The following is a 19,291-nucleotide window of genomic DNA, read 5'->3' as shown; positions in this document are numbered from 1 at the left end:
AAGGGTTCCATCCACGACCCTAGTAGGCCGGCGGCATAGGTGGATATGTCGCGAGATGGCGAAGGCGATGGCCTTCGCCAATCGGCGTCAGCTCAGATACCCCCCATCCGAATCATCGCCCGATTCCTCGACCAGGCGGGCGAAGTCGGGCAGGATGATGGTGCGCTTGCCCTGAAGCTCGATCACGCCGTCGCGCTTCAGCGAACTGATCTGGCGGCTGACGGTTTCCAGCGTCAGGCCCAGGTAATCGGCCATCGCCTCTCGCGTCAGGGGCAGTTCGATGCGCATCCGGCCGCCGGGATCGCGCTTTTGCAGGGCGGCCTCGCGGCGCGCGATGATCGCGATGAAGGAGGCGATCTTTTCCCGCGCGGTCTTGCGGCCCAGCAGCAGCATCCATTCGCGCGCCGCGTCCAATTCGTCCAGCGTCATCTCCAGAAGCCGGTGCGCGACATGGGGGGTGCTGCGCATCATTCCCTCGAAGGGCTTGCGGCGGAAGCAGCACAGGACGACCTTGGTGGCCGCGACGGCGTTATAGGGGGCGATGTCGCGGTTGGGACGGCCCAGGAAATCGCTGGGCAGCAGAAGGCCCACCATCTGCGTGCGCCCGTCCTCCAGCGTCTGGGTCAGGGTGGCGACGCCGGTGACGACCGAACCCACGAAATCCATTCGCTCGCCTTCCCAGACGATCGGCTGGCCCGGCTCGAAGGTCCGGTACAGCTTCATCCCCTCCAGCAGGGCAAGCTCGTCCGTTTCGCAATGCGCGCACACGGCGCGATAGCGGATCGGGCAGTCGCCGCAGCGTTCCGGTCCGTCAAGGTTGACGGATTTCTGGTTGATCTGAGTCAAGGCAATCTCGCGCGTTTCCATCTAATCCTACCGTCATGAGCAATGTTTCGCAACTAAAGCGGCTGGGCTTGTTCGATGCGCGCGTCCCGCGCTACACGAGCTATCCCCCTGCCACGCAATTCAAGAACGGCGTGAACGCCAATATGGTCGCGGGTTGGCTCGATTCCATCCCCGAGGGCGCGGCGATCTCGCTCTATCTGCATGTGCCGTTTTGCCGCAGGCTGTGCTGGTTCTGCGCCTGCCGCACGCAGGGAACGAAGACGCTGGATCCGGTCATCGCCTATGTTGACACGGTTCTGGCCGAACTGGCGCTGCTGAAGCGGCACCTGCCGCGCGGGGTCAGGCTGTCGCGGCTGCATTGGGGCGGGGGCACGCCGACGCTGCTGCCGCCCGACCAGATGCGGCGCGTGGCGGATGCGATCTTCGACGTGGTGCCGATGGCAGAGGGCGCCGAGTTTTCGGTCGAGATCGACCCGTCGGAAATCGACGCCCCGCGCATGGCGGCCCTGGCGGCTGCGGGGATGAACCGCGCCTCGATCGGGGTGCAGGATTTCGACCCGAAGATCCAGGAAGCCATCGGGCGCCTGCAGGGGTTCGAACTGACCGGCCAGGCGGTGGACCTGATCCGCAGCCACGGTATCGCCAGCCTGAACGCCGACATCCTGTATGGCCTGCCGCACCAGAACCGGACGCGCATATCGGAAACGGTGCAGAAGCTCTTGGCCTTGTCGCCCGACCGGGTGGCGCTTTACGGCTATGCCCATGTGCCCTGGATGTCCAAGCGCCAGGTGATGATCCCCGAAGACGCCCTGCCCGGCAACGAGGACCGGCTGAGCTTGTTCAACACCGCGCGCGACCTGTTCGTGGCCGACGGCTATGACGAGATCGGCATCGACCATTTCGCCCGGCCCGGCGACGGTCTGGCCCTGGCCGCAAGGGCGGGCCAGTTGCGGCGCAACTTCCAGGGCTATACCGACGATGGGGCGCAGGTTCTGCTGGGTCTCGGCGCCTCGTCCATTTCCCGCTTCCCCCAGGGCTATGCGCAGAACGCGCCTGCGACCGGAGCCTATACCGGCCATGTGCGCGAAGGCCGCCTGCCCTATACGCGCGGACACGCCTTCACCCCCGAGGATCACTGGCGGGGCCGGATGATCGAGGCATTGATGTGCGATTTCGCCGTGGATGCGGGCGAGATGGTGCTGGACTACGGCATGACCAATGCGCAGCTGCAACAGGTCTTCGACCCGGTGGTCGCGCAGTTCGGCAGCATGGTCCAGGTCGGCCCTTGGGGCTTGCGCATCGCGCCGGAAGGGCGTCCGCTGGCGCGCATGGTCGCCAACATGCTGGACGCCTATATGGCCGCGCCGACCAGCCATTCCTCGGCGGTGTAGAGCCAGAGGTCCGGCAGGTGAATGTCCAGTGGACATTCGCCCGGACCGATTGCCCAAAGCCGCAAGGCGCAGGGCAAGGGGCGCGCCACCAGGCCTGACATCTGCAATCCGGCCGCGCCTGACTGGGCGGGCGCGGTAACGCGCCTGCCAAGGGGCAGGCAGGCGCGGCCGGATTTGTCGGTGGACAAATCCGGCAAGGCCCTTCCTTCAGACGTGATCGTGCCCCTTGTGGTCGGCGCAGCCCTCGGGCGGTTCGATCTCGATGGTGGCGTGGGGGATGTCGAAGCGGTGGGCCAGCATCTCCTTGGCGGCGCGGGTGACGGCAAAGGGGTCGTCCGCCGCCACCACAAGGTGGACGGATGCCGCCGCGCGTTTCTCGTCGATCTGCCACAGGTGCAAGTGATGGGCGTCGCTGACGCCGGGCAGCGCCCGCAGGGCCGACAGGACCGCGCCCGGTTCGCTGCCCGGAGGGGCCGCCAGCATCAGCATCCGAAAGACCGGGCCGATCTCCATGCCGATATGCCACAGGATCACGATGGAAATCGCCAGCGTCAGGATCGGGTCGGCAAGGTTCCAGCCGAAGGCCCAGATCAGCAACCCGCCGACGATCACGGCCACCGACACGCCCGCATCGGCCAGGTTGTGCAGGAAGGCCGCGCGGATATTGGCGCTGTCCTTCGACGCGCGATAGACAAGCGCCGCCGTCGCCAGATCCACGATCAGCGCAAAGGCAGCCAGCCCCATGACCAGCCCGCCCGCGACCTGTGGCGGATCGGCCAGGCGGCCAAGCGCCTCGACCGCCAGCCAGACCGACACGGCGATCAGCGCCAGATAGTTGACGAAGGCTGCGACGATTTCCGCCCGGCCCCAGCCATAGGACCAGTCGGGCGTGGCGGCCCTGCGCGCCAGGCGCCGCGCGCCGAAGGCCAGCACAAGCGCAAGCGCGTCGGACAGGTTGTGGATGCCGTCCGCGATCAGCGCGGTCGAATCGGCGGCATAACCGCCCACGATCTGCGCGGCGGTCAGGGCCAGGTTGACGACGACCGCCCAGCCGATGGCGCTGTCGCCGCCGTGGTGGTGACCGTGGGAATGGCCGTGCCCGTGGGAATGAGAATGCGAATGACCCATCAATGCGCCTCGGCCCAGTTCATGCCCACGCCCGCATCGACGACCAGCGGCACGGACAGCTTCACGGCGGGATCGGCGGCGCCTTCCATGACGGCGCGGGCGGTCGCGATCAGATCGTCCACGGCATCCTCGCGCACCTCGAAGACCAGTTCGTCATGGACCTGCAGCAGCATCCGCGCGGGCAGATTCGCGATGGCGGCGGGCATCCGGATCATGGCGCGGCGGATGATGTCGGCAGCCGCCCCCTGGATCGGCGCGTTGATGGCCGCACGGCGCGCGCCACCGGCGGCAGGACCGCTCTGGTTGATGCCGGGCGTGTTGATGCGTCGCCCGAATAGGGTGCGCACCGAACCGTCCGCCTTCGCATCGGCCAACGTGCGGTCCATATAGGCGCGGATTTCCGGGAAACGCTGGAAATAGGTGTCGATGAAGTCCTGCGCCTCGGCCCGCGGGATGCGCAGGTTGCGCGACAGGCCGAAGGAGGAGATGCCGTAGATCACCCCGAAGTTGATCGCCTTGGCGCGGCGGCGGATCATCGGATCCATGCCTTCCACCGGGACGCCGAACATCTGGCTGGCGGTCATGGCATGGATGTCGATGCCTTCGCGGAAGGCCTGCTTCAGCGCCGGGATGTCGGCGACATGGGCGAGGATCCGCAATTCGATCTGGCTGTAGTCGAGGCTGACCAGCCGATGGCCTTCGGACGCGATGAAGGCTTCGCGGATCCGGCGGCCTTCCTCGGTCCTGACGGGGATGTTCTGCAGGTTCGGGTCGGTCGAGGCCAGCCGCCCGGTCTGCGCCCCCGCGATGGAATAGCTGGTATGGACCCGACCCGTATCCGGGTTCACGAAGGTCGGAAGGGCGTCGGTATAGGTCGATTTCAGCTTGGAGATCTGCCGCCAGTCGAGGATCCGGGACGGCAGGTCATGGCCTTCGGCGGCCAGATCCTCCAGCACGTCGGCGCTTGTGGAAAAAGCGCCGGTCTTGCCGGTCTTGCCGCCGGTCATGCCCATCTTGTCGAACAGGATCTCGCCCAGCTGCTTGGGGCTGCCGATGGTGAACCGCTGGCCCGCCAAGGCGTAGATCTCGTCCTCCAGCGCCGCCATCTTCTGCGCGAAGGCGCCCGACATGCGGCGCAGCACCTCGGCGTCGATGCGGATGCCGGCCATCTCCATCTCGGCCAGAACGGGGACAATGGGGCGCTCGGTGGTCTCATAGACGGTCGTCACGCGTTCGACCGGCAGCAGGGGCGCGAAATGCTGATACAGGCGCAGCGTGACATCGGCGTCTTCCGCCGCATAAGGGGCGGCCTTGTCGATGGGCACCTGGGCAAAGTTGATCTGCGCCTTGCCCGTGCCGATCAGATCCTTGATCGGGATGCACTTGTGGCCCAGGTAACGCTCGGCCAGTTCGTCCATGCCGTGGTTATGCGTGCCCGCATTCAGCGCATAGGACATCAGCATCGTGTCGGCCAAGGGCGCCATGCGGATGCCGTGGCGGGCGAGGATCTTCCAGTCGTATTTCAGGTTCTGGCCGATCTTCAGGATCGCCGGATCCTCCAGCAGCGGCTTCAGCGCCGCCAGCACCTCGGCCAGCGGCAGTTGCCCCGCAACGGGGGCGGACTGGCCGAACAGGTCGTCGCCCCCCGCCACATGACCCACGGGGATATAGCAGGCCTTGCCCGGTGCTGTGGCCAAGCAGATGCCCGCCAGATCGGCCTGCATTTCATCAAGGCCGGTGGTTTCGGTATCGACGGCGACCTGGCCGGTGTCGCGGATCAGGGCCACCCAGCGGTCCAGGGCGTCGCGATCCGTCACGGTTTCATAGGCGGCCCGGTCGATGGGCGGCAGGTCGGGCGCTGCGGGCGCGTCGCGCACGGGGGCAGAGACCACCGCAGGCGCCTCGGCCCCCAGGCGTTCGGCCACGCGGGTGGTCAGGGTGCGGAACTCCATCTCGGACAGGAAGGTCAGGAGGGTCGGCGCATCCGGGGGGCGCACCTCAAGGCTTTCCAGCGTGAAGTCCAGCGGCGTGTTGCAGTCCAGTTCCACCAGCCGCTTGGAAATGCGGATCTGCTCGGCATGGTCGATCAGGGTCTGGCGGCGCTTGGGCTGCTTGATCTCCTCGGCCCGCGCCAGCAGGCTTTCCAGGTCGCCGTATTCGGTAATCAGCTGGGCTGCGGTCTTGATGCCGATGCCCGGCGCGCCCGGCACGTTGTCCACCGCATCGCCCGCCAGCGCCTGCACGTCCACTACGCGGTCGGGCCAGACGCCGAATTTGGCGAAGACCTCATCGCGGTCGATGGGCTTGCCCTTGATCGGGTCCAGCATCTGCACGCCGTCGCCCACAAGCTGCATCAGATCCTTGTCGCTGCTGATGATCGTGACCGACCCCCCCGCATCGCGCGCCTTGCAGGACAGCGCGGCGATGATGTCGTCGGCCTCATAGCCTTCCGTCTCGATGCAGGCGATGTTGAAGGCGCGGGTGGCGTCGCGGGTCAGCGGGAACTGCGGGCGCAGATCCTCGGGCGGTTCGGGGCGGTTGGCCTTGTAGGCGTTGTAGATCTCGTTCCGGAAGGTCTTCGACGAATGATCGAAGATCACCGCCGCATGGGTCGGCGCGTCGCTGCCCCGTTCGTCGGTAACATATTTCCACAACATGTTGCAGAAACCGGCAACCGCGCCCACCGGAAGCCCGTCGGACTTGCGCGTCAGCGGCGGCAGGGCGTGATAGGCCCGAAAGATGAAGGCCGATCCGTCGATCAGGTGCAGGTGGTGGCCCTTGCCGAAGCTGTCCATGGGAACGGTCCTTGTGCCGAGTCTTTGGACCGTTTTGGCAGAAAGCGGCGGGGGGCGCAAAGGGGCGCGGTCAGGACCGGGGCGCTGCCCCGGACCCCGGGATATTTTCACAAAGGTGAAAGAGAGGTCGCGCGCCTCAGTGGTCGCCGTGCGCGTGGTCGCGGTCGATCACGAAGCGCTTGTCGCAATAGCCGCAATCGACGAACCCGGTTTCGGGCGAGATCGCCAGCCAGACGCGCGGATGGCCAAGACCGCCCGCGTCGTCGCCGTCGCAGGCGACCTTCCAGGTGGTGACGATCTGGGTCGCGGGCGCGGGCAGCTTCAGTTCCGACAAATCCGTCTGTTCCGTGGACAGCGAGTTTTCCGGGATCACGTATTGCGTCATGGCTGGCCTTCTTGTGGCGGCGGGCGGCATCTGGTCTAACCCCCCTTACCGCAGCGCTGCCTGCCTTCGCAAGCTGTCGCAACCCGCCAGGGGAGACCAGACCCATGCCAAACGCCATCGACATCACAGGGTTGCGCAAGACCTATGCCGCCCAGGGAAACGCGCCCGCCAAGGAGGCCCTGAAGGGCATCGACCTCGCCATCCCGGCGGGCAGCATCTTCGGTCTGCTGGGACCGAACGGGGCGGGCAAATCGACGCTGATCAACATCCTGGCGGGACTGGTCAACAAGACGGCGGGCAAGGTCACGATCTGGGGCTTTGACCAGGACGTGAACCCGCGCCAGTCGCGCGCGGCCATCGGGGTGATGCCGCAGGAACTGAACATGGATCCGTTCTTCACCCCCCGCGCCAGCCTGGAGGTTCAGGCGGGGCTCTACGGTGTGCCGAAACGCGAACGCTGGACCGATGAGCTGCTGGATCTGGTGGGGCTGAGGGACCAGGCCAATGCCTATGCGCGCAACCTCTCGGGCGGGATGCGCCGCCGGTTGCTGCTGGCCAAGGCCCTGGTGCATCGCCCGCAGATCCTGGTCCTGGACGAGCCCACGGCGGGCGTGGACATCACCCTGCGCGAGATGCTGTGGCAGAATGTCCGCGCCCTGAACCGGCAGGGCATGACCATCATCCTGACCACCCATTACCTGGAGGAAGCCGAGCAGATGTGCGACGAGATCGCCATCATCAACCATGGCGAACTGATCGTGCGGCAGGACACGCGCAGCCTGCTGTCGCGCGCCGATGGCAAGACCCTGGTGCTGGACACGGGCGGGCGCGTCGTCCTGCCCCCGCTGCCGCAGGGGGCGCATCCCGAATGGCGCGGTGACGGACGGCTGGCGATCAGCTATCCTCCGTCGCGGATCCGCGCCGACCAGCTTCTGGACGCGCTGCGCGGCGCAGGCGTCCCGATCCTGGACGTGGCGACCGAACAGCCGGATCTGGAGGACGTGTTCGTGGAAATGACGCGGGGCTGATCCCCCGGCAGGAGGGAAGGATGGATGCCGATTCAAGCCGCCCTGGCGGCTGCCGCTGCGGCCGGGTGCGGTTCACTGTGACCGGGGCGCCCCTGGTCACGATGGCCTGCCATTGCGACGGCTGCCGCAGGATGACGGCCAGTGCCTATTCCGTCAGCGGCCTTTACCCGGCGGGCGCCTTTCGGATCACCCAGGGCGAAACGGTCCTGGGCGGGCTGAAAGGCGATCTGCAGCACCATTTCTGCGGCTTCTGCCTCAGCTGGATGTTCACGGCGGGCAGCCTGCTGGGCGATCTGGTCAATGTCCGCATCACCCTGCTGGACGATCCCCTGCCCGAGCCGCCCTTCATCGAATGCTGGACCGAAGCCGCGCTGCCCTGGGCGCGGACCGGGGCAAGCCGCCGCTTCGCGCGCTTTCCCGACCCGGCCGAGTTTCCGTCGCTGATTGCGGCCTATGCCGGACGGCAGGCGCCCTAGCCCTGCCGGGCCAGCATCGGCCCCATGACCCGCCCGCCCAGGATATGCAGGTGGTAATGCGGAACCTCCTGCACGCCATGGGGGCCGGTATTGGCGATGGCGCGAAAGCCCTCGTTGCCCCCGTCGAGGCCCACGCCCTCGGATGCGCAGACCTGCGCGCAAAGCCGCGTAAAGCCCAGGATTTCCGCGTCCGAGGCATTGGCGGCAAAGTCGTCGAAGCTGACATAGGCACCCTTGGGGATCACCAGCACATGGACCGGCGCCTGGGGGCGGATGTCGCGGAAGGCCAGGGCATGGTCGTTCTCGGCCACCTTGTTGCAAGGGATCTCTCCGCGCAGGATCCGGGCGAAGATGTTGCTGTCGTCGTAGTCGAAGGACATGGGCGTTCCTTTAGTCGGTGAACAGATGCGGCGTCTGCGCCAGATCATGCGCGACGGCGGGGGAAACATCCAGAAAGCGCGCGATAGCCTCGGCATTGGCGGCCGTGGACCGGCCGGGGGCGATGGTGCCGAACTGCGCGAAGTCCATGTCGCGCAGACGCTCGGCCTCGTGGGCCAGGTCGCTTTCCACGATGGGCAGCAGTTGCGCGATCACCGCGTCGGGCGTGCCTTCGCCCGCAAGGCCGGTGCGGCGCATGTGGCCGCGCAGATAGGGCTCGTCGAAGTCGCTGTCGATGAACAGGATCCGCGTAGAGGCCTTGTTGCCCGCAAAATCCGCGATCAGCGCCAAGGCCGAGGGATCGAGGCACAGGACCAGCTGGCGCGTCCCGAAGTCGTCCAGAAGCAGCCGCACAAGCGCGCGGCGGTGCCGTTCCCGCTTGGACAGGGTCGAGGCGATGCCGCCCAGATCCGGCAGTCCCGCGTCGCGTTCGTTGAAGACATAGTCCACCGCCGGAATGTCGGTCAGCGCCCGGATGGCCGCGGTCAGCCGCTTGGCCACATGCCATTTCTTGGCGACGATCAGGCAGATCACATGGTCGCGCGACACCCCCTGGCCTTCCCAGAAGCGCGGGGCGAAGCGGCGCCCGACGCGGCCGCGCCCGGTCAGAAAGCGGAACAGGCGCGGCGCCTCGTTCGAGACGGCGAAGCTGACACCCTCGGCCAGCCACAGCGCGCCCAGCCTTGCGCGCAACTCCTGCGCCTCGGCGCTGATCTTGCGGGCGAACAGGTAATCCTGCCGGATCAGCAGGTCGTAATGGTCGTTGTAGAAGGTCACCGGCATGCCATAATCGGTGAACATCAGGCAGGTGGGCGAGCGGCGGCGGATCTGGTCCTTGGGCACCACATGGGCGACAAGGGTCTGGAAAAAGGTTTCATCGGGAATCCAGGTGGTGCGGAAAAAGCGCAGCAGATCGGGCCGTTCGTCGATCAGCGTCAGCACCGCCTCGACCGTGTGGCGGCGCAGGCACCACCATTGCGACCCAATCATGATTTGCAGGCCCTTGGGCAACTTGCGGTCCAGCCCCAGCCACCGCTGCGCCTTCATGCTGGCATAGAACAGACGCTTGTTGTTGCGTTCGTTGAACCAGTGCCGATAGACCATCCGTTCCTCCTTGATGCCGGTCTTGATCCAGTCGCTGTCGAAGAAATCGAAGGATTCGATGTAATCGCAGTCGTCGCGATCCAGGAAGGCGCGCGCATATTCCGCCGACTTGATCGGCATGCAGTCGCCCGACAGCATGTAGAAATGCGTGGCCAGGGGAAAGCGGCGCTCGGCCTCGCGCAGGGCCGACAGGGTCGCGGCCACCAGCGACCATTCGCCCCAGCCGCACCGATACCGCCGGGGCGCGAAGGCCACGCCCGGCGCATCCGCCAGCGACTGCCGGATCAGGCGGTAGTCCTCGGGCGGGGCGCTGCGGTCGTAATGGATGACCATATGATCGCCGCTTGCCGTCAGGCGCCGCGCCTGATCGACAACCCCCTGCGGATCCTTGTGCGTCAAAAGGATGAAAGCAATGCTGGCCATGAATGCAAAAGTCTTGAATGTGCTGCGGCAAGACAGGGCGATGAGGCTTGCGCCCCGCCCGGTTTCTGTGTGTAAACGCCTTTGGCGCGCGTCGGCAAGCCGGGTTGCAATCTAAGGAAGCGGGTGGACGATGGGCTTTCCAGGTGTCTGGATGACCGAAAGCGAAAGCATGATCTATCGGGTGGTGCCGAAATGCGCCTGCTCGACCATCGGGCAGATCATGTTCTATTCCGACCACGGTCGCTTCTTCGACGGCGACATCCACGATTCGACCGAAGGCCTGCACAAATGGTCGCAGGAGAACAGCAAGCCCCTGATCGAGGCCGCGGTGGCCCGCCATGGCGCCGCCACCTTCACCTGCGTGCGCAACCCTTATGCGCGGATCCTGTCGTCCTTCTTCGACAAGATCGCGGGCATCCAGCGCAACGGGCGGCGCTATCGCGGCAACCTGGTGCCGCAACTGGCGCAGCGATACGGCATCGACGTGGGCAGCCCGGAAAACGGCTTCGACTTCGACCAGATCGCCAGCTTCCGCCGCTTCCTGCTGTTCGCGCGCGATACGATCCGCTTCCGCCGCCCGATGGAGCCCGACATCCACTGGTCGGCCATGTCGGGCCATATCGGCACCTTCATCGCCAATGGCGGCCGCTATGACCGGATCTTCTTCACCGAGGATTTCAACGCGGGCATGGCGCAGGTTCTGGAAGGAACCAGCACCCCTGTTCCCGTCGATCTGGGCGCCGTCCCGCGCTTCAACGAATCCGAAGGCCACGGCCCCAAGCGCGCCCACAAGGTCAGCGCCTATTTCGACGACCTGTCGCGGCACCTGGTCTGGGAAATCTACAAGGACGATTTCCAGCTGTTCCGATACGACTTCGACAATCCCGACAACAAGATGCCGGTCGGAGAGATCGACCTGGACGAGGTTCACGCCAAGCTGGGCCGCTGACGGGCAATGAAAAACGGCGCCCCGTTCAGGACGCCGTTTCGGAAAGTGCCGTTGACCGGCCGGATGCGGATCAGACCGCGCCCTTGATGAAGGTCACCGCGTCGCCGACGGTCTGGATGGTTTCGGCGGCGTCGTCCGGGATCTCGATCCCGAATTCTTCCTCGAACGCCATGACCAGCTCGACGGTGTCGAGGCTGTCGGCCCCCAGGTCGTCGATGAACGAGGCGGTCTCGACCACCTTGTCCTCTTCGACGCCCAGATGCTCGACCACGATCTTCTTCACGCGATCAGCGATATCGCTCATGTCACATCCTCATTCTCGCGGGCATCCGCCCAATTTATCCGCGGATGGCAATCCGCTTCGGCACAGGGCGGTTTCCCTGCTGCTCAAGGCCGGGATATAGCACCCGCTTGCCCTGTTGCAACCGCTTTTGCGTGGAAACGGCGGTGTCAGACCATCGCCATGCCACCGTTCACATGCAGCGTGGCGCCGGTGACATAGGCGGCCTCGGGGCTCGCCAGATACAAGACCGCCGCCGCGATCTCCGAAGGCGCGCCCATGCGGCCTGCGGGGATCTGGGACAGGATCCTGCCCTTCTGGTCGTCGGTCAGGCTGTCGGTCATCGCGGTCTGGATGAAGCCCGGCGCCACGCAGTTCACGGTGATGCCACGGGAAGCTACCTCATAGGCCAGCGACTTCGACATGCCCACCACCCCCGCCTTGGCCGCGGCATAGTTGCCCTGCCCCGGATTGCCCGTGGCCCCCACGACGGACGTGATGGTGACGATCCGCCCCCAGCGGGCCTTCATCATACCGCGCAGGGCGGCGCGCGACAGGCGGAAGACGCTGGACAGGTTCATGTCCATCACCTGCGCCCAGTCGTCGTCCGACATGCGCATGAACAGGTTGTCGCGCGTGATGCCCGCGTTGTTCACCAGGATATCGACCGACCCCATCGCCCCGGCCGCATCCTTGATCAGCCCGGCGGCGGCTTCCGCATCCGACAGGTTCGCAGGCACCACATGCGCCCGGTCCCCCAGCGTCGCGGCCAGTTCCCGCAACGGCCCTTCGCGCGTGCCGGACAGGGCGACGGTGGCACCCGCTGTGTGCAGGGCTTGGGCGATGGCGCCGCCGATGCCGCCCGATGCGCCCGTCACAAGCGCCGTCTTGCCTGTCAGATCGAACATGGCTGGTCCTTCTTCTTCACTTAAATATCCAAGGGGCCCGTCAGCCCTTCAGCGCCGCGATATCCGCAGGGGCGCCGACATTGCGAACCATCGCATCCTTGGCGATGCGCTTGATCATCCCCGACAGCGCCTTGCCCGCGCCGATTTCCCAGAACTCGGTCACGCCCGCTGCCGCCATGTTGGCGATGGATTCGCGCCAGCGTACGGTGCCCGTCACCTGTTCCACCAGCAGCCGCCGGATCGCGCCGGGTTCCGTCACGGCTTCCGCGCGGACATTGGCGACCAGCGGCACGGCGGGGGGCTGGATGTCCACACCCGCCAGAGCCTCGGCCATCGCCGCCGCCGCGGGTTGCATCAGCACCGAATGAAACGGGGCCGAGACCGGCAGCATCAGCGCCCGCTTGGCGCCCGCCTCCTTCATGGCAACCGCCGCGCGTTCCACCGCCGCCTTGTGTCCCGAGATCACCACCTGCCCCGGGTCGTTGTCATTGGCGGCCTGCACGACCTCCTCGCCCGCGGCCTCTCGCGCGATGCGGTCCACGGTGGCGAAGTCGAGCCCGAGGATCGCCGCCATCGCGCCCTGCCCCACCGGCACGGCCTCCTGCATGGCCTGGCCGCGCAGGCGCAACAGCCGCGCCGTATCCTCCAGCGTCAGCGACCCCGCCGCGCAGAGCGCCGAATATTCCCCCAGCGAATGCCCCGCCACGAAATTCGCGTCCCTGATGGTGATCCCCTCGGATTCCAGCGCCCGGAACGCCGCCACCGAGGTCGCCATCAACGCCGGCTGCGCGTTCTGCGTCAGCGTCAGCGTGTCGATATCCCCGTTCCAGATCAGGTCCGAGAGCTTTTCCCCAAGCGCCTCGTCCACTTGGGTGAACACGTCGCGCGCGGCGGGATAGGTTTCGGCCAACTCGCGCCCCATGCCGACGGTCTGCGCCCCTTGGCCTGGAAAGACGAACGCGCGCATGAGGGAGCCTCCTTGGGTTTAGATTCAGGAGGGGATAGCGCGGATGGGGGTCGGGGTGCAACGGGCGAGCGGCGGCCAGACATGGTTGCCACAGTCACTGCCGAAGAGCGCGGAGGAGTCCGGCCTTTCGAGCGTCAGGGCAGTCCTTCCAGATAGATTTCCGGACATCAGCGGCTCTCTGCCGGACAAAAAGCGCTTTCCTTACAATAACGAAAACATTGACTTGTGAATAAGCGCATACGAAAGCAATTGCAGTCATGCAACAATCTCGAAACGCCAGCAATCTCTGGACATCCGCTTTTCGGAATTTATAACTGGCAATCACCTTGGGAAATCTTGGTAAGCGTAACAGGATCATCATGATCCGTTGGTAAAAGGTGCAAGATAATGCGAAAGCTAACTTATGCCGCTGTCGCTGCAGCAAGCTTTGCTGTTGCCGGGGCCGGGCAGGCGGCGACGGTTACCTATACAAACTCGGACCCGACCCCGCAGGTTCAACTGACGCTGGATGATGCCGCGTCGCCCGGAAAGATCCGCTTCAGTCTTTCCACGACCCTGGGCACTGCCGACTATCTGGGCCTCGGCTTCAATTTTGACGGAACGTCGCTTATGCAAAGCGCGATCACGCTGGTCAGCGCAACGAAGGCAGACGGCACGGCCATCACCCCCGCCCTGAAGCTGTTCGGCAACAATACCGAAAGTCAGTCCACTTGCGGCAACGGCTGCAATTTCAATGGCGCGGGCAGTGCGTCGGTATTCGACTACATCATTCGCATCGGCGAGAATGGTGGAGGCATCAACTACGTCAAAAGCGTGGTGTTCGACATTGCAGTCACTGGCGGCCTGAACAACAATCCGTTCTCGCAATTCGCGGTGCGCGCTCAGGCGACCAGCAATCCCGGTGGCAGCATCAAGACCGATCTTGAGCCCGAAACCCCCGCGCCGGTGCCGCTGCCCGCAGGCCTGCCGTTGCTCGGGTCCGGGCTTCTTGCGATAGGCTATCTGCGTCGGCGCAGGCAGACGCGCTGACTCCGACCTCTGGCTGAAATGAAAGCGCCAATAGGCGCTTTCATTTTGTGTCTTCGGCTACAAGAAAAAGGGGCCATCCGGCCCCTTCCCTTGTCACCCTAAGCTGTCCAGCCCCTTACCCGACCAGTTCAAGCCCCGAGAAGAAGAACGCGATCTCCTCCTTCGCCGTCTCGGGCGCGTCGGAGCCGTGGACCGAGTTCTCGCCCACGGACAGCGCGAATTCCTTGCGGATGGTGCCTGCGTCGGCCTGGGCGGGGTTGGTCGCGCCCATCACCTCGCGGTTCTTGGCAATCGCGTTCTCGCCTTCCAGCACCTGCACGACGACCGGCTCGGAGGCCATGAACTCGACCAGTTCGCCATAGAAGGGGCGATCCTTGTGGACTTCGTAGAACTTGCCGGCCTGGGCGGGCGACAGGTGGATGCGCTTCTGCGCGACGATGCGCAGGCCCGCCTCCTCGAACTTGGCGTTGATCTTGCCGGTCAGGTTGCGGCGGGTGGCGTCCGGCTTGATGATGGAAAGCGTGCGTTCGATGGCCATGAGGCGTCCCTTTGCTGTGGCAGGCGGGCCAGCCCCGCCCGGTTTATTCGATCCGCGCCCGGTTATCAGGGATGGTATCTGCGGGCAAGGCGGGCATGATGCGGGCGAAGCAGACGAAAGGCGCGCGCATGACCGACCGTTCCCTCGCCGACCTGCAGCCCCGCCTGCGCCCCGGCCCGATCGCCATCGTTTTTGCCTTGGCCTTGCTGCTGGCCGCCGCCTGGAAATGGTCGAACGTGCTGCTGCTGGGCTTCGGCGCGATCCTGATCGCCATCGCGCTGCGGGCGGGGGCGGCCTTCCTGCACCGGCGCCTGGGGCTGGGGTTCAAGCCGGGCGTCCTGCTGTCGGCGCTGGCGGCGATGGGGGCCATCGCCGGGATCGTGGTCTGGGCGGGGCCAGCGATCTCGGACCAGTTCCGGCAGCTGATCGCCAGCCTGCCCGGCGCTTGGGACCAGGTCAGCGACTGGCTGGGCAACAGCCCGGCGGGACAGTTCCTGGAACGGCGGATCGAGGATGCCCAGGCGGGAGCCGGTAGCGGACAGGGAGGGGGCGTGCCTTCGGTCTTCAGCTATGTGACGGGGACGCTGACCACCGTCTTCGGCAGCATCGCGAACCTGGTCCTGCTGGTGACGGTGGCGATCTTCCTGGCGCTGGATGCGCCGCTCTATCGCGGCGGCGCGCTGCGTCTTGTGGCACCGTCCTATCGCGCCCGCGCGGGCCGGATCGCGGACGAAATGGCCCGCGCGCTGGCCCGCTGGATGGGCGGGCAGGCGCTGGACATGGTGCTGGTGGCCCTGGTCACGGGCCTTGGCCTGTGGCTGCTGGGGGTGCCGCTGGCCCTGGTGCTGGGGCTGATCGCGGGGCTGACCAACATCGTGCCGGTCGTCGGCCCCTTCGTGTCGGGCATCCCGGCGGTCCTGTTCGCGCTGACGCAGGGCTTCGACATGGCGATCTATGTGGCGCTGCTGTTCGTCGTCGTCCAGCAGGTCGAGGGAAACCTGCTGATGCCCCTGATCCAGCGCTATGCCGCCCACCTGCCGCCCGCGCTGACGGTGCTGGCGATCCTGGCCTTCGGCAGCCTGTTCGGCTTCGCGGGCATCGTTCTGGCGACGCCGCTGCTGCTGGTCTCCATCATCCTGGTCAAGCGCATCTATGTCGAGGATGTGCTGGGTGACCGTCAGGAGGACTAGACTTTCCACAAATCCTTCGCGACATGACGCCATGATCGTCTTCGCTGATCGGGGGACGCCACATGCAACCATTGCGAAAGGGCCGCTATCTGGCCCGGCTGGCGGAAACGCCCGGCGACCTGCGCGCGGCGCAACGCCTGCGCTGGCAGTGCTTTGTCGCCCGCAACGGCGCGACCGGCGATGGCGCCCCACTGGACGCCGACGCGCTGGATGCCCATTGCCGCCACATGCTGGTCGAGGACACGGCGACCGGCCGGCTGGCCTGCTGCTTCCGCTTCCTGCCGCTGGCGGGCGGGGACGAGATCGCCCGCAGCTATTCGGCGCAGTTCTATGACCTGTCCGCGCTGGAAGCCTTTGACGCCCCTTTGCTTGAGGTCGGGCGTTTCTGCGTCCATCCGGGGTTACGCGACCCAGACATCATCCGCACGGCCTGGGCCGCCCTGACCCGGCTGGTCGGCGATACCGGTGCCCAGATGCTGTTCGGCTGCTCCAGCTTCACGGGAACCGAGCCTGCGGACCATGCCGAGGCCTTTGCCATGCTGCGCGCCCGCCACCTTGCCCCCCGCCGCTGGTTGCCGCGCATCAAGGCGCCCCATGTCTTCCGCTTTGCCCGCACCCTTCTGCCGGGTCAGCCCGATCCGCGCCGCGCCATGGCCGCGATGCCGCCGCTGCTGCGCAGCTATCTGGCGCTTGGCGGCTGGGTCAGCGACCACGCCGTGGTCGATCCCGTCCTGCGGACCATGCATGTCTTCACCGGGGTCGAGATCGGGGCGATCCCCCCTGCCCGCCGCAGGCTGCTGCAAGCGACGGCATCCTGACCAAGGCCAGTCTGCGGCGCGCCAATCTGCACGCCCGGCTGGCCGGTCACACGGCGGCACGGTCAGGCCAGGGCGCGGCGCGACCGCAACCGGTCGATAGCCGCGAAGACTGCCAGGCTGACGCCCAGAACCGGCAGCACCCATCCCACGGCAACGGCGACAGCCAGCCACAGGACGCGCTGGCCTGCAGGCAGGCGACGCCAGGTATCGGACAGCGGCTCGGCCGCCACAGGACGGCGCGTCCACCACATGCGATAGCCATAGACGATCATCACCATCAGCCCCACCGCGACCAAGGCCATCCCAATCTGGTTGGGCAGGCCGAACAGCACGCCCATATGCGTGTCGATGCCCCAGCGGATCAGCTTGGGGACCAAGGTGAAACTGGCAAAATCGGCGCGGCTGGTGATAGCCATCGTGTCGGGATGGATCGCCACGGTATCGACCTGCGTGGGCCAGCTTCGGTCGTATTCGCGCACGATCCAGGCCTGTCCGGGCTTGGGCAGGCGGATCTCCATCATCGGCGAATCGATGCCGCCCGCCCGCGCAGCCCGGGCCACGGCGTCCAGTTGGTCCAGCCGATCCTCCCGGACAGCGGGGTCAGGCATGTGCTCGCCATGATCGCCATGTGGGGACGGCGTCACCGCCGGGCCGGCAAGCGCCGCACTGGCCGAGGGCGTGGTCCAGCCAAGCCGGTCCTGCAAGGCCTGGAAACGGGCGCCCCCCTGCTGCGACCATGTCAGCCCGGTGACCGAGATGAACAGCAGCACGACCGACAGCGCCACGCCGATGGTCGCGTGAAGCCAGCGGCAGCGCTGCGGGGCGGGCATGTCTGGCAGGGCGCGGCGGCGGCGCGGGCCGGTCGCCCACAAGGCAACCCCGCCCAATACCGCGACCCACAGCCAGGACGCGGCCAGTTCGCTGTAATAGCGGCCAAGGTTTCCCAGCATCATGCTGCGGTGCAGGTAGTCCAGCGCGATGCGGAAGGGCAGGATGCCGCTGGTGCCATAGGTGGTCAGGTCGCCCCGGATCTCCAGCGTGGCGGGATCGACGAACAGCGTCCGGTTCTCTGATTCGCCAAGCGAGGAGTCGGAAAACATGATCCGCGTCGTGGTGCCCGCCTCTGTCGCGGGCCGGACGGCAGAGACCGCAAGATCGTCGCCCAAGGCCTCCTGCGCGGCCAGAGCCTGCTCGGCCAGGCTGCGGGCCGGGCCGGTGCTGTCGGTGAAAAGCGTCTCGCGATACAGCCAGGCTTCGATCTGCGGGGTCAGGACATAGAGCAGCCCGGTCAGGGCAGCGACGAAGATGAACGGGCCGACGAAAAGGCCGATGTAGAAATGCATCCGCAGCAGGAACGGGCGCAGCGAGGCGCGGGCAGCGCCGGGCCGCGCGGGATAGGTGATCTGTGACATGGGTTTGACCTGAAGAAAGACGGCATGTGCCAGCCCCTGCGGGCGGCGCGGCTTTGGCTCAGATCAGGTGGGGCGGGCCGCGTTTCGGCGTGGCGGGGTCGCGCGCGTGTCCCGCCGCGCGGCGGATCTGCGGCAGGACGATGCTGGCCAGGATCCGCTGTTCGGCATCCAGCAGGGACGCCGTGACAGGCGGCAGGCCGGTCGGCGCGGCAAGGTTGCACAAGGGGCAATGCCCGTCCTTGTGATCCGCGCCGTGATCGCCGCACAGATCGTCCAGCGACCCGCCCGCCATGACCCAGGCATCCAGCCGCAGGTCCATCTCGGACGGGACGGGGCGCGCGGCCATGCCTGTCGCCAAGGCGACAGCCAGCAGGGCCATGAAGGCCAAGCCGGGAAGCTGATGGAGCAGGCGGCGCATCGCCAAGCGATGCCCGATCCGAGCCCCGAATCGCAAGCGGTAAATCGTCGGGTCTGGGACACCCGCATCGGAAGGCGGGCGCCGATGGCCATGGTGGAGGGAACAGCGCGGACGAAGGCGATGGCCTTCGGGCGCGATCACTGCTGACCCTTACCGCTTGCGTTCCCAGCGGCCGCCTTCCTCGGACCAGTATTCGGCGGCCACGCCCGCGCCGGTCAGGGCGCGCCACTGGTCGCGCGCCCGTGCGGTGGCGGCCGCGTCGCCTCCGTCGAAGATGATGCAGGCGCGTTCCAGCCCCGCACATTCGGCGGGCGCCACCTCGGCCCCGTCAAGCGCCATCAGGCAGGCCGGGCTGTTCGCCGCCGCCTGTCCGGCCAGCGTCAGCAGCACCGGCTGGCGCGCGTCATGCGGCCCACCCGCCAGCCCGTGGGGCAGGAAGCCGTCGCCCTGCCACAGGTGAAGATCCAGCCGCTCCATCCGCGCGGGATCGGTGCCGCGCAGTTCCACATGCCAGCCCGCCGCCAGCGACTTGGCCAGAAGCACGGGCAGCAGGCTTTCGGCGGGCGAGCGGGTCAGGTGATAGAAGAGCGCGTTGCCCATGGGGCCTCCGGGTGCGCGCGGCGTTGCGCGCAACAGGGGCGCGCGGTGCCCTGTTGCGCGGGGCGATGCGGCAGGGGCGGCATCGCCAGCAAATGCTGGGAAAAGAGCCGCACAATGCGGCAACCGGCGGTGCACGGGGCGTACACAGGGCGTACACCGCTTGCGCGC

The 19,291-nt window shown here is 66.6% G+C and carries 21 protein-coding genes; 7 read left to right on the top strand and 14 right to left on the bottom strand.

Going from position 1 to position 19,291, the window contains the following annotated elements; genetic code table 11:
- Positions 1 to 87: 87 nt before the first annotated feature.
- On the bottom strand, positions 88 to 867 hold the full coding sequence (locus tag AAIL68_RS02155; RefSeq protein WP_347137854.1) for a helix-turn-helix domain-containing protein: 780 nt from the start codon (positions 865 to 867) through the stop codon (positions 88 to 90).
- Positions 868 to 881: 14 nt separating this feature from the next.
- On the opposite strand from AAIL68_RS02155, the gene hemN reads away from it, so the two are divergent.
- A complete protein-coding gene (hemN, locus tag AAIL68_RS02150; RefSeq protein ID WP_347137853.1) occupies positions 882 to 2,237 on the top strand; it encodes an oxygen-independent coproporphyrinogen III oxidase in 1,356 nt (451 codons plus the stop codon).
- Here hemN and AAIL68_RS02145 read toward each other — a convergent pair.
- The 4 genes from AAIL68_RS02145 to AAIL68_RS02130 form a co-directional block, all read right to left on the bottom strand.
- The gene (locus AAIL68_RS02145; RefSeq protein WP_347137852.1) at positions 2,198 to 2,434 is read right to left on the bottom strand and encodes a hypothetical protein; all 237 of its coding nucleotides are present in this window, start codon (positions 2,432 to 2,434) and stop codon (positions 2,198 to 2,200) included. The genes hemN and AAIL68_RS02145 overlap by 40 nt on opposite strands.
- 10 nt (positions 2,435 to 2,444) lie before the next feature.
- A complete protein-coding gene (locus tag AAIL68_RS02140) occupies positions 2,445 to 3,365 on the bottom strand; it encodes a cation diffusion facilitator family transporter (RefSeq protein ID WP_347137851.1) in 921 nt (306 codons plus the stop codon).
- Positions 3,365 to 6,160 carry a DNA polymerase I gene (gene polA, locus AAIL68_RS02135; RefSeq protein WP_347137850.1) on the bottom strand — a complete coding sequence of 932 codons (2,796 nt, stop codon included), beginning with the start codon at positions 6,158 to 6,160 and terminating at the stop codon, positions 3,365 to 3,367. Before polA ends, AAIL68_RS02140 begins: the two co-directional genes overlap by 1 nt.
- 136 nt (positions 6,161 to 6,296) lie before the next feature.
- On the bottom strand, positions 6,297 to 6,485 hold the full coding sequence (locus AAIL68_RS02130) for a zinc-finger domain-containing protein (RefSeq protein WP_347138033.1): 189 nt from the start codon (positions 6,483 to 6,485) through the stop codon (positions 6,297 to 6,299).
- 164 nt (positions 6,486 to 6,649) lie between these two features.
- Between AAIL68_RS02130 and AAIL68_RS02125 the strand changes: the two genes are divergently transcribed.
- Together AAIL68_RS02125 and AAIL68_RS02120 are read left to right on the top strand one after the other, a co-directional pair.
- Positions 6,650 to 7,573 carry an ABC transporter ATP-binding protein gene (locus AAIL68_RS02125; RefSeq protein ID WP_347137849.1) on the top strand — a complete coding sequence of 308 codons (924 nt, stop codon included), beginning with the start codon at positions 6,650 to 6,652 and terminating at the stop codon, positions 7,571 to 7,573.
- A gap of 20 nt (positions 7,574 to 7,593) precedes the next feature.
- On the top strand, positions 7,594 to 8,049 hold the full coding sequence (locus tag AAIL68_RS02120; protein WP_347137848.1) for a GFA family protein: 456 nt from the start codon (positions 7,594 to 7,596) through the stop codon (positions 8,047 to 8,049).
- Here the strand turns inward: AAIL68_RS02120 and AAIL68_RS02115 are convergent.
- Together AAIL68_RS02115 and AAIL68_RS02110 are read right to left on the bottom strand one after the other, a co-directional pair.
- Positions 8,046 to 8,429, bottom strand: coding sequence for a histidine triad nucleotide-binding protein (locus AAIL68_RS02115; RefSeq protein ID WP_347137847.1), 384 nt, complete (start codon positions 8,427 to 8,429; stop codon positions 8,046 to 8,048). The genes AAIL68_RS02120 and AAIL68_RS02115 overlap by 4 nt on opposite strands.
- A gap of 10 nt (positions 8,430 to 8,439) precedes the next feature.
- A complete protein-coding gene (locus AAIL68_RS02110) occupies positions 8,440 to 10,014 on the bottom strand; it encodes a DUF5928 domain-containing protein (protein WP_347137846.1) in 1,575 nt (524 codons plus the stop codon).
- 130 nt (positions 10,015 to 10,144) lie between these two features.
- Here AAIL68_RS02110 and AAIL68_RS02105 point away from each other — a divergent pair, with 130 nt between their 5' ends.
- Entirely contained in the window at positions 10,145 to 10,963 is an 819-nt protein-coding gene (locus AAIL68_RS02105) for a sulfotransferase family protein (protein WP_347137845.1), read from the top strand.
- Between the two features lie 70 nt (positions 10,964 to 11,033).
- On the opposite strand, the gene AAIL68_RS02100 is transcribed toward AAIL68_RS02105, so the two are convergent.
- The 3 genes from AAIL68_RS02100 to fabD all read right to left on the bottom strand — a co-directional run bounded on the left by AAIL68_RS02100 (position 11,034) and on the right by fabD (position 13,118).
- Positions 11,034 to 11,267 carry an acyl carrier protein gene (locus AAIL68_RS02100; protein ID WP_347137844.1) on the bottom strand — a complete coding sequence of 78 codons (234 nt, stop codon included), beginning with the start codon at positions 11,265 to 11,267 and terminating at the stop codon, positions 11,034 to 11,036.
- Positions 11,268 to 11,413: 146 nt separating this feature from the next.
- Positions 11,414 to 12,151, bottom strand: a complete 738-nt coding sequence (fabG, locus tag AAIL68_RS02095; protein WP_347137843.1) for a 3-oxoacyl-ACP reductase FabG — start codon at positions 12,149 to 12,151, stop codon at positions 11,414 to 11,416.
- A gap of 40 nt (positions 12,152 to 12,191) precedes the next feature.
- Complete coding sequence (fabD, locus tag AAIL68_RS02090) at positions 12,192 to 13,118, bottom strand: ACP S-malonyltransferase (protein WP_347137842.1); 927 nt, start codon at positions 13,116 to 13,118, stop codon at positions 12,192 to 12,194.
- 387 nt (positions 13,119 to 13,505) lie between these two features.
- On the opposite strand from fabD, the gene AAIL68_RS02085 reads away from it, so the two are divergent.
- Positions 13,506 to 14,147 (top strand): VPLPA-CTERM sorting domain-containing protein, encoded by a 642-nt coding sequence (locus AAIL68_RS02085; protein WP_347137841.1) that lies wholly within the window; start codon positions 13,506 to 13,508, stop codon positions 14,145 to 14,147.
- A gap of 115 nt (positions 14,148 to 14,262) precedes the next feature.
- Here AAIL68_RS02085 and ndk read toward each other — a convergent pair whose 3' ends face one another.
- The gene (ndk, locus tag AAIL68_RS02080; RefSeq protein WP_347137840.1) at positions 14,263 to 14,685 is read right to left on the bottom strand and encodes a nucleoside-diphosphate kinase; all 423 of its coding nucleotides are present in this window, start codon (positions 14,683 to 14,685) and stop codon (positions 14,263 to 14,265) included.
- A gap of 128 nt (positions 14,686 to 14,813) precedes the next feature.
- On the opposite strand from ndk, the gene AAIL68_RS02075 reads away from it, so the two are divergent.
- Both AAIL68_RS02075 and AAIL68_RS02070 read left to right on the top strand, forming a co-directional pair.
- Positions 14,814 to 15,875 (top strand): AI-2E family transporter, encoded by a 1,062-nt coding sequence (locus AAIL68_RS02075; protein ID WP_347137839.1) that lies wholly within the window; start codon positions 14,814 to 14,816, stop codon positions 15,873 to 15,875.
- Positions 15,876 to 15,937: 62 nt separating this feature from the next.
- A complete protein-coding gene (locus AAIL68_RS02070) occupies positions 15,938 to 16,693 on the top strand; it encodes a GNAT family N-acyltransferase (protein ID WP_347137838.1) in 756 nt (251 codons plus the stop codon).
- Between the two features lie 62 nt (positions 16,694 to 16,755).
- On the opposite strand, the gene AAIL68_RS02065 is transcribed toward AAIL68_RS02070, so the two are convergent.
- The 3 genes from AAIL68_RS02065 to AAIL68_RS02055 all read right to left on the bottom strand — a co-directional run bounded on the left by AAIL68_RS02065 (position 16,756) and on the right by AAIL68_RS02055 (position 19,123).
- Entirely contained in the window at positions 16,756 to 18,105 is a 1,350-nt protein-coding gene (locus AAIL68_RS02065) for a PepSY-associated TM helix domain-containing protein (RefSeq protein ID WP_347137837.1), read from the bottom strand.
- Between the two features lie 58 nt (positions 18,106 to 18,163).
- Positions 18,164 to 18,523: a hypothetical protein gene (locus tag AAIL68_RS02060; protein WP_347137836.1), complete on the bottom strand. Its 360-nt coding sequence runs from the start codon at positions 18,521 to 18,523 to the stop codon at positions 18,164 to 18,166.
- A 150-nt stretch (positions 18,524 to 18,673) separates the two neighbouring features.
- Positions 18,674 to 19,123, bottom strand: a complete 450-nt coding sequence (locus tag AAIL68_RS02055; protein ID WP_347137835.1) for a DNA polymerase III subunit chi — start codon at positions 19,121 to 19,123, stop codon at positions 18,674 to 18,676.
- Positions 19,124 to 19,291: the final 168 nt, after the last annotated feature.

It is taken from the genome of Paracoccus sp. SSK6 (assembly GCF_039770665.1).
Classification (GTDB): domain Bacteria; phylum Pseudomonadota; class Alphaproteobacteria; order Rhodobacterales; family Rhodobacteraceae; genus Paracoccus.
Note: the sequence above shows the minus strand (reverse complement) of the source record. Positions and strands in the feature narration are given on the sequence as shown.

Excerpts from the sequence above, each read along its gene's own strand:
- AAIL68_RS02120 (WP_347137848.1), top strand. The coding sequence starts at position 7,594 with ATGGATGCCGATTCAAGCCGCCCTGGCGGCTGCCGCTGCGGCCGGGTG.
- AAIL68_RS02060 (WP_347137836.1), bottom strand. The coding sequence starts at position 18,523 with ATGCGCCGCCTGCTCCATCAGCTTCCCGGCTTGGCCTTCATGGCCCTG.
- fabD (WP_347137842.1), bottom strand. The coding sequence starts at position 13,118 with ATGCGCGCGTTCGTCTTTCCAGGCCAAGGGGCGCAGACCGTCGGCATG.
- AAIL68_RS02140 (WP_347137851.1), bottom strand. The coding sequence starts at position 3,365 with ATGGGTCATTCGCATTCTCATTCCCACGGGCACGGCCATTCCCACGGT.
- polA (WP_347137850.1), bottom strand. The coding sequence starts at position 6,160 with ATGGACAGCTTCGGCAAGGGCCACCACCTGCACCTGATCGACGGATCG.
- AAIL68_RS02075 (WP_347137839.1), top strand. The coding sequence starts at position 14,814 with ATGACCGACCGTTCCCTCGCCGACCTGCAGCCCCGCCTGCGCCCCGGC.
- AAIL68_RS02055 (WP_347137835.1), bottom strand. The coding sequence starts at position 19,123 with ATGGGCAACGCGCTCTTCTATCACCTGACCCGCTCGCCCGCCGAAAGC.
- AAIL68_RS02100 (WP_347137844.1), bottom strand. The coding sequence starts at position 11,267 with ATGAGCGATATCGCTGATCGCGTGAAGAAGATCGTGGTCGAGCATCTG.
- AAIL68_RS02125 (WP_347137849.1), top strand. The coding sequence starts at position 6,650 with ATGCCAAACGCCATCGACATCACAGGGTTGCGCAAGACCTATGCCGCC.
- hemN (WP_347137853.1), top strand. The coding sequence starts at position 882 with ATGAGCAATGTTTCGCAACTAAAGCGGCTGGGCTTGTTCGATGCGCGC.
- ndk (WP_347137840.1), bottom strand. The coding sequence starts at position 14,685 with ATGGCCATCGAACGCACGCTTTCCATCATCAAGCCGGACGCCACCCGC.
- AAIL68_RS02070 (WP_347137838.1), top strand. The coding sequence starts at position 15,938 with ATGCAACCATTGCGAAAGGGCCGCTATCTGGCCCGGCTGGCGGAAACG.
- AAIL68_RS02065 (WP_347137837.1), bottom strand. The coding sequence starts at position 18,105 with ATGTCACAGATCACCTATCCCGCGCGGCCCGGCGCTGCCCGCGCCTCG.
- AAIL68_RS02155 (WP_347137854.1), bottom strand. The coding sequence starts at position 867 with ATGGAAACGCGCGAGATTGCCTTGACTCAGATCAACCAGAAATCCGTC.
- fabG (WP_347137843.1), bottom strand. The coding sequence starts at position 12,151 with ATGTTCGATCTGACAGGCAAGACGGCGCTTGTGACGGGCGCATCGGGC.
- AAIL68_RS02115 (WP_347137847.1), bottom strand. The coding sequence starts at position 8,429 with ATGTCCTTCGACTACGACGACAGCAACATCTTCGCCCGGATCCTGCGC.
- AAIL68_RS02110 (WP_347137846.1), bottom strand. The coding sequence starts at position 10,014 with ATGGCCAGCATTGCTTTCATCCTTTTGACGCACAAGGATCCGCAGGGG.
- AAIL68_RS02105 (WP_347137845.1), top strand. The coding sequence starts at position 10,145 with ATGGGCTTTCCAGGTGTCTGGATGACCGAAAGCGAAAGCATGATCTAT.
- AAIL68_RS02085 (WP_347137841.1), top strand. The coding sequence starts at position 13,506 with ATGCGAAAGCTAACTTATGCCGCTGTCGCTGCAGCAAGCTTTGCTGTT.